General features: G+C 73.0%; 9 protein-coding genes and 1 pseudogene. 3 read left to right on the top strand and 7 right to left on the bottom strand.

Annotated features, from left to right (window positions below):
- Window positions 1-4: 4 nt before the first annotated feature.
- Together V6D49_RS12510 and V6D49_RS12515 are read right to left on the bottom strand one after the other, a co-directional pair.
- Window positions 5-2,344, bottom strand: a complete 2,340-nt coding sequence (locus tag V6D49_RS12510) for a molybdopterin oxidoreductase family protein (RefSeq protein WP_340559585.1) — start codon at window positions 2,342-2,344, stop codon at window positions 5-7.
- A 286-nt stretch (window positions 2,345-2,630) separates the two neighbouring features.
- A pseudogene (locus tag V6D49_RS12515) lies at window positions 2,631-2,939 on the bottom strand (DNA-binding protein); the annotation flags it as partial.
- A gap of 402 nt (window positions 2,940-3,341) precedes the next feature.
- Between V6D49_RS12515 and V6D49_RS12520 the strand changes: the two are divergent.
- Together V6D49_RS12520 and V6D49_RS12525 are read left to right on the top strand one after the other, a co-directional pair.
- A complete protein-coding gene (locus V6D49_RS12520) occupies window positions 3,342-4,232 on the top strand; it encodes an LLM class flavin-dependent oxidoreductase (protein ID WP_340559587.1) in 891 nt (296 codons plus the stop codon).
- Window positions 4,233-4,321: 89 nt separating this feature from the next.
- Window positions 4,322-5,230: a Cof-type HAD-IIB family hydrolase gene (locus tag V6D49_RS12525; protein WP_340559589.1), complete on the top strand. Its 909-nt coding sequence runs from the start codon at window positions 4,322-4,324 to the stop codon at window positions 5,228-5,230.
- A gap of 99 nt (window positions 5,231-5,329) precedes the next feature.
- Here the strand turns inward: V6D49_RS12525 and V6D49_RS12530 are convergent, their stop codons facing one another.
- The 4 genes from V6D49_RS12530 to V6D49_RS12545 are packed head-to-tail and all read right to left on the bottom strand — an operon-like array spanning window position 5,330 to window position 13,258.
- Window positions 5,330-6,973 (bottom strand): sensor histidine kinase, encoded by a 1,644-nt coding sequence (locus V6D49_RS12530; RefSeq protein ID WP_340559591.1) that lies wholly within the window; start codon window positions 6,971-6,973, stop codon window positions 5,330-5,332.
- Window positions 6,974-6,996: 23 nt separating this feature from the next.
- Window positions 6,997-10,593 carry a thiol reductant ABC exporter subunit CydD gene (gene cydD / locus V6D49_RS12535; RefSeq protein ID WP_340559592.1) on the bottom strand — a complete coding sequence of 1,199 codons (3,597 nt, stop codon included), beginning with the start codon at window positions 10,591-10,593 and terminating at the stop codon, window positions 6,997-6,999.
- A 4-nt stretch (window positions 10,594-10,597) separates the two neighbouring features.
- Window positions 10,598-11,662, bottom strand: coding sequence for a cytochrome d ubiquinol oxidase subunit II (cydB, locus tag V6D49_RS12540; RefSeq protein WP_340559594.1), 1,065 nt, complete (start codon window positions 11,660-11,662; stop codon window positions 10,598-10,600).
- Between the two features lie 60 nt (window positions 11,663-11,722).
- On the bottom strand, window positions 11,723-13,258 hold the full coding sequence (locus V6D49_RS12545; protein ID WP_340563932.1) for a cytochrome ubiquinol oxidase subunit I: 1,536 nt from the start codon (window positions 13,256-13,258) through the stop codon (window positions 11,723-11,725).
- 268 nt (window positions 13,259-13,526) lie between these two features.
- On the opposite strand from V6D49_RS12545, the gene V6D49_RS12550 reads away from it, so the two are divergent.
- Complete coding sequence (locus tag V6D49_RS12550; RefSeq protein WP_340559596.1) at window positions 13,527-13,916, top strand: cyclophilin-like fold protein; 390 nt, start codon at window positions 13,527-13,529, stop codon at window positions 13,914-13,916.
- Window positions 13,917-13,978: 62 nt separating this feature from the next.
- On the opposite strand, the gene hisC is transcribed toward V6D49_RS12550, so the two are convergent.
- Entirely contained in the window at window positions 13,979-15,070 is a 1,092-nt protein-coding gene (gene hisC / locus V6D49_RS12555) for a histidinol-phosphate transaminase (protein WP_340559598.1), read from the bottom strand.
- Window positions 15,071-15,475 lie beyond the last annotated feature (405 nt).

The following is a 15,475-nucleotide window of genomic DNA, read 5'->3' on the forward strand; positions in this document are numbered from 1 at the left end:
CGTCTCAGTAGCGGCCGGGGGCCACGTCGCGTGCGTCGGCGACCTTCTCGATGCGGACGGCCGTCTGCTTGTAGAGGGGCTGCTTGGACACCGGATCCCACTCGGTCCGGGTGAGTTCGTTGGCGGCGCGGGTGTGGCGGCCGGGTTCGGCCTCGTCCCAGTAGCCGTAGTGGAAGGGGGCGAAGACGACGCCGGGCCGATGGCCTCGGACGACGGCGGGCGCCGCCACCTCGCCGCGCCGGGAGTACACCCGGACGAGGTCGCCGTCCCGGATGCCGTGCGGCGCGGCGTCCTCGGCCGTCAGCTCGATCCACATCTCCGGTGCGGCCTCCTGGAGTTCGGGGCTGCGTCCGGTCTTGGTGCGGGTGTGGAAGTGGTGGACGGTGCGGCCGGTGGTGAGCTGGAGCGGGTAGTCGTCGTCGACGGGCTCGTGCGGCGGCAGGTAGGGGGCGGCCTTGAAGCGGGCCCGGCCCGCCGGGTCGTGGGCGCGGTACTCGTCCTCCTGGTTCTGCCCGCCGGTGAGGATGTCGTGCCCGTAGTCCTCGCAGTGGTCGGCGGAGGTGGGGAAGACGTGGTCGCTGTAGAGGCGGGGGGTGCCCTCGGGAGCGGCGTCGGTGACGGGCCACTGGATGCCGGTGCCGTCGCGCAGGGTGGCGTAGGTGAGGGCACTCTGGTCGCAGGGGCGGCCCCGGGTGAGGGCGGTGAAGTCGCGCCAGGCGTCCTCCGGTTCCCGCCAGCGGACGAGCGGCTCGCCGTCCTGGTCGCGCAGGTCCATGCGGCGGGCGTAGTCCAGGAGGATGGCGAAGTCGGAGCGGGCCTCCCCGGGCGGGTCGACGGCCTGCTCGGACAGGTGCACCGTCCGGTCGGCGTTGGTGTAGCAGCCGGTCTTCTCCCCCCACAGCGCTGCGGGCAGGACGACGTCGGCGAGCTGGGCCGTCTCGGTGAGGAAGGCGTCGGAGACGACGAGGAACAGCCGCTCGTCCTCGGCGATGCGGCGGATGCGGCGCAGCTCGGGCAGGGAGACGGCGGGGTTGGTCCCCGTCACCCACAGGAAGCGCACGGAGCCGTTCTCGCAGTGCCGGAAGATCTCCAGGGCGTGCGTGGGAGGCGCCCAGTGCGGGATCCGCATGACGTCGACGTTCCAGGCGTCGGCGAGCTCCCGCATGTGGGCGTCGTTCTGCCAGTTACGGAAGGCGGGCATGGTGCCGTTGGCACCGGCCTCCCGGGTGTTCTGGGCGGTGGGCTGGCCGTTCATCTGGAAGACCGTGCGGCCGGGGCGGCCGATCATGCCGCGCAGCAGGTTGACGTTGTTGACCTGCACGGCGGCGGCGGTCGCCTGGTGCGACTGGTACACGCCCTGCAGGACCGTGGACACCAGCCGCTCGGCGCGGCCGAGGAGGTGCGCGGCGTCGCGGATGTCGGCGGCGGGGACGCCGCAGATCTCCTCCGCCGTCTCCGGCGGGTACGCGGCGACGGTGTCGCGCAGCTCCGCGTAGCCGACGGTGTGGTCGCGCACGAAGGCGGTGTCGACCCGCTCGGTGCGGATCAGCTCGTGCAGGATCGCGTTCAGCAGCGCCACGTTCGTGCCGGGGCGCAGCCGCAGGTGGACGTCGGCCTGGCGGGCGGTGGGCGTCGCGCGGGGGTCGACGACCACCAGGCTCGGGCGGTCCGGTCCGTGCAGCCGGTCCAGGATGCGCGCCCACTGCACCGTCTGCGTCTCGGCGGGGTTGTGGCCGACGACGAAGAGGGTGTCGCAGACGTCGATGTCCTCGTAGGCCCCCGGATCGCCGTCGCTGCCGAAGCTCTCGATGAGCGCCCACTCCGAGGTGGCCGTGCACAGCCGGGTGTTGCCGTCCAGGTGCGGGGTGCCGATGCCGCCGCGCGCAATGAGGGCCTGCGCGTAGTACTCCTCGGCGAACAGCTGGCCGGAGGTGTAGAAGGCGGTGGCCAGGGGCCCGTGCCGGTCGATGACGTGCTGGGAGCGGGCGACGACGGCGGCCATGGCGGTGTCCCAGTCGGTGGGCCGCAGCTCGCCGTCGACGCGCACGAGCGGCCACGTGAGCCGTTCCGGCGAGCGGTTGCCCTGCCAGCCGTAGAGGCCCTTCGGCCCGAGCCGGCCCCGGTTGACGCGGTCCTGCGCCCGGCCCCGGACCCCGACGATGCGGCCGTCGGCGACGGCGATGTCCAGCCCGCAGCCGTTCGAGCACAGCACGCAGGCCGACGGCACCCAGCGCTCGACGGCGGACTCCGCCACGGTGAGGTGCTGGTCCACCCGCTCGGGCCACGGCTCGCCCGGCCCGTACGGCGTCCTGGCTCCCCAGACGTCGGTGACCCTGCTCGTCATCCGCTCGACCTCCGCTTCCCGTTCCGCGCCCGGTCCGGCTCTCCGGCTCCCGCCGGGCCCGTGCACCACCGCACGCGCCCGCGACCCGCGCCGGGTACCCCGCGCCCCGACGGCGACACACGCGCCGCACCCCGCCCCCGCCGCCGGTCAACCGCCGACGGCGCCCGCGACGGCGACGCCCCGGCTGCGCCTGGGCACCCTGGCCACCCCGGTCGAGCCTCGTTCGCCTGTCGCGGCCTGAACTGGGAAGACGTACGCCGGGCGGCTTGGTCCCGACCGCGGCGGATCAGAGCGCGATGAGTCGGACGCGGCTACCGCACAGCTTGGCCATGTCGTCGACGTCCGACGTGAGCATGGCCACCGGGCCCGGCCGGCGAAGCGCCAGCTCGGCGACGGTGACATCGATCGCGTACGTGTGGCCGTGCAGTCCGGCCTCTTTCAACAGCCCGGCGGCGGCTCTGGCCGTCTGCTCGGTCACCGCTTCCACCGTGACCTGGGAGAGCACCCAGTCCAGTCGGGCGGTGTTCACCCGGGCGTGCATGACTTCCACGATGGTGTTGGAACCGACCACCAGATCGGCAGCCATCGAATGGAAGGACCGTGAGCCTCTTCAGCTCCGCCACCTGCTCAGTGGGCAGAGTGACCGTGATGCGGGTCGTGTCAGCCATGGCAGCTTCCGGAACACGGCGTACGCTGTCGCCAGGTGAGCGGCGACCAGCCGGAGGATCGGCAGTGGCTGGATCGAACCCTCGCGCAGGTACGTGCGCAGCAGGTCCCAAGGTGTCCGCGGCTCGTGAGGGCGGGCTCCGCCAAGAGGTCCCGGAGCATCCCGTGGTCGGCGTAGACCGATCGCCGCGTCGATCAAGGCTTCAAGGGCCCTCCCCAGCATGCCCATGGCGCCACGGTGGCGGCCCCCACGGCGACGTCGGCGCGGCTTCCCGAATCTGCTCCGTTCGGCATATCCAGCGCAGCAGGAGGCGCACGTATCGTCGGGGTCATGCGACTGAGTACCGTGATCCTCCCCGTCGACCGCTGGCACGAGGGGGGCGGCGAGAAGTGGCGCCGCGCCGAGTCGCTCGGCTTCCACACCGCTTACACCTACGACCACCTCTCGTGGCGGGTGCCGTTCCGCGACGGGCCCTGGTTCGGCGCTGTGCCCACGCTGACGGCGGCGGCCACGGCGACGACCCGGCTGCGCCTGGGCACCCTGGTCACCTCGCCGAACTTCCGGCACCCCGTGACGCTGGCGAAGGAGCTCATCTCCCTCGACGACGTCTCCGGCGGGCGCGTCACGCTCGGCATCGGGGCCGGGGGCAGCGGCTTCGACGCGACGGCGCTGGGCCAGGAGCCGTGGACGCCGAAGGAGCGGGCGGACCGCTTCGCCGAGTTCGTGCCGCTGCTGGACCGGCTGCTGACGGAGCCGGCGCTGACGTTCGAGGGCCGGTTCTACTCGGCGGTGGAGGCACGCACCGTGCCCGGCTGCGTGCAGCGGCCCCGGCTGCCGTTCGCCGTGGCGGCGAACGGCCCGCGCGGCCTGCGGCTCGCGGCCCGGCACGGGCAGGCGTGGGTGACCACCGGCGATCCGAAGCTGGGCGACTCGGGGACGCCGGAGCAGTCGCTGACCGCCGTCGGGGAGCAGATCGAACGGCTGGGGGCCGCCTGCGAGGCCGCCGGCCGGGACGCGGCGGAGTTGGAGAAGGTGCTGCTCATCGGCTTCACTCCGGACCGCCCACTGGATTCGGTGGAGGCGTTCGTGGACTTCGCGGGGCGTCACGCGGAGGTCGGCGTCACGGAACTGGTGATGCACTGGCCGATCCCGGGGACGCGGTTCGCGGCCGACCAGGGAGTTTTCGAACGCATCGCCACGGAGGTCCCGGGTCGGCTCTGACCCGGGAACCGGTCCGTACGGGCGGCCGCGCTTCGGCACGTACTCGAATGGGCAGGGTGCTGCACGAGTGTGCGGACGGGTGGGGGAGGATGGTTACCGTGACTGATGCCCCCGCTACGTTCCGTCGTGTTCCCCTGCCCGCACGTGTGCCGCGGCTGATCGCCACGGACCTGGACGGCACCCTGCTGCACGACGACAAGTCCGTGTCCGCGCGGACGGTCGCGGCGCTGGACGCGGCGGAGAAGGCGGGGATCGAGGTCTTCTTCGTCACCGGCCGGCCGGCCCGGTGGATGGACGTCGTCAGCGACCACGTGCACCGGCACGGACTGGCGATCTGCGGCAACGGAGCGGCCGTGGTGGACCTGCACCGGGGGCGGGAGATCGTCGAGGTGCGGGAGCTGAGCCACTCGTCGGCCATGGCAGTGGTGAGGGCCTTGCGCGAGGTGGCCCCGGGGGTGACGTTCGCCGTGGAGCGGACCGGGGGCATCACCTACGAGCCGGACTACCCGCCGTTCTTCGAGGACCCGGGTGCGGTGGTGGCGCCGATCGCGAAGCTGCTCGGCGAGGGCGGCGGGGACGGGCACCGGGCGGGCCGGCACCGGGGCCGGGGCCTCGGTGCGGAGCAGCCGGTCCTCAAGCTGCTCGCGCACCACACCGAGCTGGCGCCGGACTTCTTCCTGGAGCTGGCGCGCAGGGCCGCCGGGGACTTCGCGGAGTTCACCCGGTCCAGCCCGAGCGCGTTGCTGGAGGTGAGCGGGCGCGGGGTGAGCAAGGCGAGCACGCTGGCGCGCTGCTGCCTGGCGCGGGGGATCGCGCCCGACGAGGTCGTGGCCTTCGGCGACATGCCCAACGACCTGGAGATGCTGACCTGGGCCGGCACGTCGTACGCCATGGCCAACGGCCATGCGCAGGTGCGGGCGGCGACGACCTTCGAGACGCTCAGCAACAACGAGGACGGCGTCGCGGTGGCCATCGAGGGGTTGCTGACGTTGCGGTAGCCGGGCCCGGCGGAACGTTTCCTCACTCGGCCCGTCCGTGCCGGGTCCGTGCACCGTCCGTGCCCGGCGCGTCGTCCGGAGCCGCCGTGGACCGGGGCCTCACAACGGCACCTCCCACACGAGCGTGGTGCCCGCGCCGCCCAGACCGGGTGCCGTGCGGCAGGTGCCACCCAGCTGCTCCGCCCGGCGGCGCAGGTTGACGAGCCCACTGCGCCGCCCGTCCGGCGGCAGCCCCACGCCGTCGTCCGCCACGGTGAGACGCACGCCCGGACGGCCGTCGGGCAGGGTGACGGAGGCGTCGACCGTCAGCTCGATCCGGCTCCCGCCCGCGTGCCGCACGGCGTTGGAGAGCGCCTCGCGGGCCGCCGCCACCAGGTTCCGGCCCGCCTGCTCACCGACCAGGACGTCCACCATCCCCGTGAACGTCGCCGCGGGCTGGAAGCCGGCGGCGAGGGCGGCGGCGCCCACCTCCCGCAGCACCCGGGTGCGCAGCGACTCCGGGTGGGGCGCGGGCGCCTGCTGGAGTGCGTAGATGGCGGTGCGGATCTCCTGGATCGTGGTGTCCAGTTCGTCCACGGCTTGCGAGATCCGGTCCCGCACCTCCGGCGCCGCCTCGGCGTCGGGCGGGCGGCCGGCCCGCTTGCGCGCGCTCTCCAGCAGCATGCCGGTGGCGAAGAGCCGCTGGATCACGAGGTCGTGGAGGTCCCGGGCGATGCGGTCGCGGTCCTCGTAGACGGCCAGCCGTTCCCGGTCCTGCTGCGCCTCGGTCAGCAACAGCGCGAGGGCCGCCTGGGAGGCGAACCGCTGCGCCAGGGTGCGCTCGGTCGCGGTGAACAGGGGGGCGCCCGGCTTCCGGGGCACCGCGAGCGTGCCGAGGATGCGGCCCTCGTTGCCCAGTGGGAGCATCATGCTCGGCCCGTAGCGGGCCGCCGCACGCGTCATCATGCGCGGATCGGTGGCGCAGTCCGCCACGAAGACGGGCTGCCCCAGCAGCAGGGCGGCCACCAGGGGGCTGTGCGGCGGGATGCGCACGCCCAGCAGAGCGTCCGGGTCGTCCCCGGCCACGGCCACGATCTCCAGGCCGCCCTCGTCGCTCGGGGTCAGTACCAGGCCCGCAGCGGCGTCGGCCAGCCTCCGTGCCTGCTCGGCGACCACCGACAGGGCGTCGCCCGTCCCCTGGAGCAGGGCCGTCGTCAGGGCGGCGCTGCCGTCGATCCATCGGGCCCGCTGCCGGGCGGATTCCAGGAGCCGCACGTGCCCGATGGCGATGCCGGCCTCCGTCGCCACGACCCTGATCAGCTGGAGGTCGGCGTCCGTGAAAGGCGAACCGTCGGCCTTGTCACTCAGGTAGAGGTGGCCGAACGGCTCGTCCCGCACCCGGATCGGAACGCTGAGGAAGTGCGCGTCGGGCCTGCCCCGGATGCGGCTGCGGATGGTCGACGCGTCGCCGTGGGTGACGTAGTCGTCGAGTGCGGCGCTCTCCTCGACGCCCAGCACCCCGATCGCCGCGTGCCGGGCGTCGGTGAGCGCTGCGGCGGTGCGGACGATGCGGTCGAGCACCGTCCGCAGGTCGACGTCACCGCCGATCGCGACCATCGCCTCCAGGGCCTGCGGCAGCCTGCGGACCAGCTCGGGCGTCAGGCTCTGCAACGACTCGGCGGCCAGCTGCTCGGCGAGTGAACCGGTGACCGCCTCCGCACCGGGCGCGGGGGCACGGTCGGCGTCCGGGTCGTGCGGCGCCATGGCTCACCCCTCTCCCCGCCCCGTCAGGTCTGCGGCAGCAGCGTCCGGAGCGCGGTGTCCGGAGCGTCGTCCCTCCCTCCAGTGGACCGGAGTGCGTCGCTCTCCGCCTCCCGGGCGAGCAGCTCGCGCAGCGGTCCGGGCACGGTGGACAGCTCCGCGTACGGGCCGCGCTGCACACAGCGTCCGCCCTCCAGCACGACGACCTCGTCCACGGCGGCGAGCCCGGCCAGTCGGTGGGTGATGAGCAGCGTGGTCCGGCCCTCGGTGGCCGTGAGCAGGTCCGCCGTGAGCGCGTCCGCCGTCTCCAGGTCCAGGTGCTCGGCCGGTTCGTCGAGGACGAGGACCGGGAACCCGGCGAGGAGCGCGCGGGCCAGGGCGAGCCGCTGCCGCTGCCCGCCCGAGAGGCGGGCGCCGTGTTCGCCCACCGGGGTGTCCAGCCCCTGCGGCAGCGCCTCCACCCAGTCGAGCAGCCGGGCCTGCGCGAGCGCCCGGCGCAGGTCTGCGTCCGTCGCGCCCGGCCGGGCCAGCCGCAGGTTCTCCCGCAGCGTGGAGTCGAAGAGGTGGGCGTCCTGGGCGCACAGGCCCACGCCGCGCCGCACGGTGTCCGAGTCGTAGGACGCCGCGTCGGCGCCGCCGTAGAGGTACGTCCCGGACTCCGGGTCCAGGAACCGCAGCAGGGTGTGGGCGAGCGTCGTCTTGCCCGAACCCGAGCGGCCGACCACGGCGACCCGCCGGCCGGGGGTCAGGGTGAGGTCGACCCCGGCCAGGGCCGGGCGCGCCTGCCCCGGATGGCGGACCGTCACGTCCCGCAGCTGCAGCGGGAAGACGCTCTCGGGTTCCGGCAGCGGCGTACGCGGCTCCCGCACCGGTTCGGGGGTGTCCATCACCTCGTGCAGGCGTTCGGCGCTGCGCCGCACTCGCTGCCGGTACTGCGCGGCCGACGGCAGTCCGAGTACCGCCTCGAAGGCCGCGAGCGGGGTCAGCACGACGACCGCCAGCCAGACGCCCTCCAGCCGTCCCGTCTGCACGGCTGCGACGCCGAAGGCGGCGGCCGCCACGACGGTCACCCCCGTCACCAGCGCCGTCGCGGCACCGGCCAGGGCCGTTGCGGCGGACCCGCGCGCCGCGATAGCGGTCAGTTCCGCGTCGGCGTGGCGGGCGGCGGCGACGCGGGAGGGCAGGGCCCCGGCCACGGTCAGCTCACCGACACCGGTCAACAGTTCGACGGTCCGCGCGCTCAGGACGCCGCGCGCGGGGGCCAGCCTGCGTCCGGCTCGGCGGGCCACCACGGAGGTCAGCCACGGCACGCCCACCCCGGCCAGCAGCAGCCCGACGGCCAGGGCCGCCCCGGCCTCCGGCAGCAGCCACGCCGTGAATCCCGTCGCCCCGACGGAGACCACGGCTGCGGACACGACGGGGAGGAGCCAGCGGAGGAAGTAGTCCTGGAGGGCGTCCACGTCCCCCACCAGCCGGGCCAGCATGTCTCCCCGGCGGCTGCGGTGCAGAGCCGCCGGAGCGAGCCGTTCCAGGCGTGTGTACACCGCCACGCGCAGGTCCGCGAGCACGCGCAGGACCGCGTCGTGGGAGACGAGGCGCTCGGCGTAGCGGAAGACGGCTCGGCCGATACCGAAGGCCCGGGTCGCGGTGACGGCCGTCAGCAGGTAGAGCACCGGGGGCTGTTCGGACGCCCGGGAGATGAGCCAGCCCGACACCGCCATCAGCCCGACCGCGCTGGCCAGGGCCAGCGCGCCCAGCGTGGCCGCGAGGGCGAACCGGCCGCGCAGCCGGCGTCCCGCACTCCGGACGCGGCTCAGCGCGTCCGGCGCCGGGGCCGCCGCCGGGGCCGGTGAGGGCTGGGGGGTGGCGGCGGCCCCGGGAGGTGGTTTCACGTGAAACATGGCCTCTTCCGGTGCACGGCCACCCACCGCACCGGTCGCCGGAGCGTCCCCGTCCGCCCGGCCGCCGACCGTCGTCCTCGGGGGCGGCGTCACCATCGGTGGGCCGCCGATCCGGACGACGCGGTCCGCCACCGCCAGCAGTGCGGGACGGTGGACGACCAGCAGCACGGTACGGCCTGCGGCGAGCCGCCGGATCGCGTCCACCACGGCACCCTCGGTGGAACCGTCCAACGCGGCGGTCGGTTCGTCGAGCAGCAGCACCGGCCGGTCGGCGAGGAACGCGCGGGCCAGCGCCACGCGTTGCCGCTGACCGGCGGAGAGCCCGGCCCCGCCCTCCCCCACCTCCGCCGAGGCGTCCAGCTCGGTGGCCCCGGCGTCGCGGAGCGCCGCACGGACGGCGTCGTCGCCCGCCTCGGGACGCGCCAGCCGCACGTTGTCCGCGACCGTCCCGGCGAACAGGTACGGGTGCTGGGGCAGCCAGGCGATGCGCCGGTGCCACTCCGCGAGGTCCAGCTCCGCCAGGTCCACGCCGTCCACTCGGACCCGGCCGGTGTCCGGCCGGGTGAAGCCCAGCACGGCGGCGAGCAGCGTGGACTTCCCCGCCCCCGAGGGGCCGACCAGGGCGACCGTCTCGCCCGCCCGCACGGTCAGGTCGGTGACCGGCAGCGACGCGGTGGTCCGGCCCTCGTGCCGGACGCTGACCCCGTCCAGCCGCAGCTCCCGAACGGGGCCGACCGGCCCCAGCGGGCGGTCGCCCCCTTCGGGCAGCGGCGTCTCCAGCACCGCGAAGGCCTCGTCCGCCGCCGCGATCCCTTCGGCGGCGGCGTGGTACTGCGCACCCACCTGGCGCAGCGGCAGGTACGCCTCGGGCGCCAGGATGAGCACGACGAGCCCGGTGTACAGATCCAGCTCTCCGTGCACCAGCCGCATGCCGATGCCCACCGCCACCAGCGCGACGGAGATCGTCGCGAGCAGCTCCAGTGCGAAGGAGGAGAGGAAGGCGATGCGCAGGGTGCGCAGGGTCGCGGACCGGTAGTCACCGGTGATGGCCCGGATGTTGTCGGCCTGTGCCTTCGCGCGCCCGAACACCCGGAGCGTGGGCAGTCCGTCCACCAGATCGAGGAAGTGGTGGGAGAGCCGTGCGAGCAGCCGCCACTGCCGGTCCATGTGGGTCTGGGTGGCCCAGCCGATCAGCACCATGAAGATGGGGATCAGCGGCAGCGTCACCGCGATCGTGGCTGCGGCGATCCAGTCCGACCAGACGATGCGGGCCAGCACGGCGGCCGGGACGACGGCCGCCAGCCCCAGTTGCGGGAGGTAGCGGGCGAAGTAGTCGTCGAGTGCGTCGATCCCCCGGGTGGCGAGCGTCGTCAGCTCACCGGTCCGCCGGCCGCCGAGCCAGGCGGGCCCCAGCGCGGAGGCATGGACCAGCAGCCGCATGCGCAGCTCCGACTTCACAGCAGCGCTGGAACGGTGCGCGGACAGCTCCGTGAGCCAGGCCACGAGGGCCCGGCCCAGGGAGACGAGCACGAGCAGCAGCAGCGGCCGTGCGAGAGAGGACACGTCGGCGCCCTGCTGGAAGGCGCGGACGACGATCTCGGCGATCAGCATGGCCTGGCCGATGACCAGGCCCGCGCCGGCCAGCCCGAGCACCACCGCGGCCAGGAGGAACAGCCGGGTGGCGCGCGCGTGGCGGATCAGCCGCGGGTCTATCGGGCGCACGGCGTCACCGGGCGGCCGGAGCCGTCGGCTCGTCGGAGGCCGTCGGCTCGTCGGAGGCCGTCCCCGCGTGCGGGTCGGGTGCGAGGTGCTGGGTGCCGATGCGCTTGCGGAAGACCCAGTACGTCCAGCCCTGGTAGAGCAGGACGAGCGGCGTGGCGATGCCCGCGCACCAGGTCATGATCGTCAGCGTGTACGGGCTGGAGGCCGCGTTCTCCACGGTCAGGTTCCACTCCTCGTTCAGCGAGGAGGGCATGACGTCCGGGAAGAGGACGAGGAACAGCATGGCCACCACCGCCACGACGGTGACGCCGGAGAAGGTGAAGGCCCAGCCCTCCCGCCCCCGGCCGTTCGCGACGAGCGCCGCGAGCAGCCCGGCCACGGCCACCAGGAAGGCGGCCAGGGAGGCCGACCCGCCGCCGTCCGCCTGGGTGGCACCGAGGAAGGCCAACGCCAGCACCGTGACGAAGACACCCAGCCCCGTGGCCAGCTTCCGTGCCCGGGCCCGGATGTCCCCGACCGTCTTCAGGGCCGTGAACACCGCGCCGTGGAAGGTGAAGAGCGCCAGGGTGAGCAGCCCGCCCAGCAGGGCGTAGGGGGTGAACAGGTCCAGCAGCGTGCCGACGTACTCCTTCTCCGCGTCGATCGGCACCCCCCGGACGACGCCCGCGAAGATGACGCCCCACAGGAACGCGGGCAGGGCCGAGCACCAGAAGACGGCGTGCTCCCAGTTGCGCTGCCACCGCTCCTCAGGGCGCTTGGCCCGGTACTCGAAGGCGACCCCGCGCACGATGAGGCTGATGAGCACGGCCAGCAGCGGCAGGTAGAAGCCGGAGAAGAGAGTGGCGTACCAGTCGGGGAAGGCGGCGAACGTCCCGCCCGCCGCGGCGAGCAGCCAGACCTCGTTCCCGTCCCAGACGGGGCCGATGGTGTTGATCAGGACGCGGCGCTCGGCGCGGTCGCGGGCGAGGACCTTGGTGAGGACGCCGACGCCGAAGTCGAATCCTTCGAGGAAGAAGTAGCCGGTCCACAGGACGGCGATGAGGACGAACCAGAGGGTGGGGAGCTCCATGACGCTCCTTTCGGGGGTCCGGGGCGACCGGGAGGCCGGGCGCCCGGGGCTCGGCGTCGGTCAGTAGGAGAAGGCCATGGGACGGTCGGCGTCCTCGTCGGCCCGGGGACCGCGTCCGCCCCCGATGCGGGTGGGCGGGTCCAGGTCCGCCTCGGTCAGCTCCGGGGGACCGGCCTTGGCGTACTTGGCCAGCAGCCGGAACTCCACCACGGCGAGCACCGCGTACAGGGCCGTGTAGAGGGACATCGACGCGATCACCTCGCCCTGGGAGACGCTCGGGGAGACGGCGGAGGCCGTCGGGAGCACCCCGTACACCGCCCAGGGCTGGCGGCCCATCTCGGTGAAGATCCAGCCCCAGCAGTTCGCGATGAGGGGGAAGGCCATCGTGAGGAACGCCGCACGCCAGTACCAGCGGGTCAGCGTGGGTCCGAGCTCCCGGGTCCGGGTGAGCGCCAGCCGCGGCACCTCCTCCGCGCCGGTGCGCAGGGAGGGCGCGAGCCAGCGCTTCCGGCGCGTCAGGTAGAGCCCGACGACGCCGAGGGCGAGGGACGTCATGCCGAAGCCGATCATCCACCGGAAGCCCCAGTAGGCGACGGGGATGTTGGGCCGGTAGTCGCCGAGGCCCAGCTCCTCGTCGAACTGTTCCTTGAGGGCCTCGTTGGTGTCGTTGATCCCCGGGACGGGAGTGCTGAAGTCGTCGTGGGCGAGGAAGGAGAGCAGGCCGGGGATCTCGACGGCCACCGTGTTGTGCCCCTCGTCGACGTCGCCGTAGGCGAACACGGAGAAGGGCGCCGGGCCCTCGGTGTCCCACAGCGCCTCGGCGGCGGCCATCTTCATGGGCTGCTGCTCGTACATGATCTTGGCGAGCCGGTCGCCGCTGACGGCGACGAGGAGGCCGCTGACCACCATGGTCACCAGGCCCACCCGGAGCGAGGTGCGCATCACCGGAATGTGTCGACGGCGGATCAGGTGGTAGGCGGCGATGCCCACCATGAAGGCGGCGCCGGTGAGGAAGGCCGCGGTGATGGTGTGCGCGAACTGCGCCACCGCCGTGTTCTGGGTCAGCACGTGCCAGAAGTCGGTCAGCTCCGCACGTCCCGACTCCGGGTCGATGCGGTAGCCGACCGGGTGCTGCATCCAGGAGTTGGCGGCGAGGATGAAGTAGGCGGACAGGATGGTGCCGACCGCGACCATCCAGATGCAGGCCAGGTGGATGCGCTGCGGGAGCTTGTCCCAGCCGAAGATCCACAGGCCGATGAAGGTCGACTCGAAGAAGAAGGCGATCAGCGCCTCGAAGGCGAGCGGAGCGCCGAAGACGTCCCCGACGAAGCGGGAGTAGTCGGACCAGTTCATGCCGAACTGGAACTCCTGCAGGATGCCGGTGACGACGCCCATCGCGATGTTGATCAGGAAAAGCTTCCCCCAGAACTTGGTGGCCCTGAGGTACTTCTCCTTCCCCGTTCTGACCCACGCCGTCTGCAGGCCCGCCGTGAGCGAGGCCAGCGAGATCGTCAGGGGGACGAAGAGGAAGTGGTAGACGGTCGTGATGCCGAACTGCCAGCGCGCCAGCGTCTCCGGCGCCAGAGCGAGATCCACGTGCACGTCGCTGTCTCCTTCACTTCGCCGTGGGCATCGGGTGCGCACGGCTGCCGCCCGTCGCGTCCGGCTCTCCCTTCCGGTCTGATCCGGGCATGTGGCGTCTTGTCGTGATGTCGCTTTTCGATCATGGACGCCTGAAACGGACCGAAGCGGACACGCTCGTGAATGCGTTCACAATCACAAGCATTATGTCGTACCGGCGTGAGGGACCGAAAAGGGGGGTCCCCCCCTTCCTCGGAAGTCAACAGAATGTTGAAATCTGGCTATGAGCGAGACACCCGAAGCCCGCAGCATCCGCATCGTCTGGCCCGCCGGCCGGCTCACCGCGACCCTCGACGACACTCCGGCCGCGCGGGCCCTGCTGGGCGCCCTCCCGGTCGAGTCCCGGGCCGCGACCTGGGGCGAGGAGGTCTACTTCGACACCGGGCTGAGCCTTCCGCTGGAGAGCGGCGCCCTGCAGGTCGTCGACCCGGGCACCGTCGCGTTCTGGACGGAGGGCGACGCCCTCGCGCTGCCCTACGGACCCACACCGATATCCCGTGGGGACGAGTGCCGGCTGGCCGGCCCGTGCAACGTGCTGGGGTCCGTCGACGGCGACCCCCGCCGGCTCGCGACGGTCCGCAGCGGCGACCCCGTCCGTGTCGAGCTCGCCTGACCGACGCGGACGGGGACGACGCGACCTCCTGGCGGCTCACGCCACGTGACCCGCCAGGAGTCTCACGCCTCCGGCTCTTTGCGGAACGCGGCGGCCGCCTGGAGGAAGAGGTCGTTCGCCTCGGGCTCCCCGATGGTCACCCGCACGCCCTCCCCCGGGAACGGCCTGACGACCACACCGGCCCGCTCCGCCGCGGCCGCGAAGTCCGCGGTGCGCTCCCCCAGCCGCAGCCAGACGAAGTTGGCCTGCGTCTCGGGCACGGTCCAGCCCTGTACGACCAACTCCCGGCTCACCCGGGCCCGCTCGGCGACGAGCCCCTCCACCCGCTCCAGCAGCTCCTGCTCGCTCGCGAGCGAGGCGACGGCCGCGTCCTGGGCGATCTGACTGACGCCGAAGGGCACCGCCGTCTTGCGCAGGGCCGCCGCGACCGGCTCGTGCGCCACCGCGAAGCCGACGCGCAGCCCCGCCAGCCCGTACGCCTTGGAGAACGTCCGCAGGACGCACACGTTCGGACGGTCCCGGTACAGCTCCAGGCCGTCCGGGATGTCCTCGTCGCGGACGAACTCCCGGTACGCCTCGTCCAGCACCACGAGGACGTCACCGGGCACCCGGTCAAGGAAACGTTCCAGCTCGCGGCGGCGGATGGCGGCACCCGTGGGGTTGTTCGGGTTGCAGACGAAGATCAGCCGGGTGCGGTCGGTGATCGCGTCGGCCATCGCGTCGAGGTCGTGCTCCTCGGTCGCGGTCAGCGGCACTCTGACCGCCGTCGCCCCGGAGATCTGCGTGATGATCGGGTAGGCCTCGAAGGAGCGCCAGGCGAAGATCACCTCGTCGCCGGGGCCCGCGGTGGCCTGGAGCAGCTGCTGGGCGACGCCCACCGAGCCGGTGCCCGTGGCCAGGTGCGTCACGGGCACGTCGAACCGCTCGGCGAGCGCGGCCATGAGACCGGTGCAGGCCATGTCCGGGTAGCGGTTGAAGGCGCCGGACGCCGCCACGGCGGACTCCAGCACACCCGGCAGCGGCGGGTAGGGGTTCTCGTTGGAGGACAGCTTGTAGGACACGGCCCCGGCGGCGGACGCGGCCCCCGGCCTGCCCGGCTTGTACGTGGGGACACCGTCCAGCGCCGCGCGCAGCTTCGGGGTCTTGTCGGTCATCGCAGTCCTCCTTGACAGCCTCGGCGGGCTCCGGGTCGACCGCCCCGCGAGCCCGTCCGCCAATACTGCACACCCTAAGAGGAATGGTCCACGGGCACACAGGGCCGGTCACGGCCTCCCGCTGCGCGATCCGCCGCCCCGTCCGTTCAATGGGGCGCGGAACGAAAATTGCGCGCCGGTGGCGGACTCCCTGGCGCGCATCACTCATGCAGGTGAGTTGAGACCTCTTCGCAACCTCCGAAGAAGTGAGGGGCCAAGCACCTCTTGGACCCCTGCACCCTTCCTCATCGAGCCCAACTGCCCTGTAATCCAAGGTAGTTACCCGTTGTCGATCTTGCAGAATCGTGCCTTTCCCCCGGGGGGTCGGTGGCGCCGCGAGGCCCCTCCCACAGCCCTACTATCGGC

This window comes from Streptomyces sp. GSL17-111 (assembly GCF_037911585.1).
Taxonomy (GTDB): Bacteria; Actinomycetota; Actinomycetes; order Streptomycetales; family Streptomycetaceae; genus Streptomyces.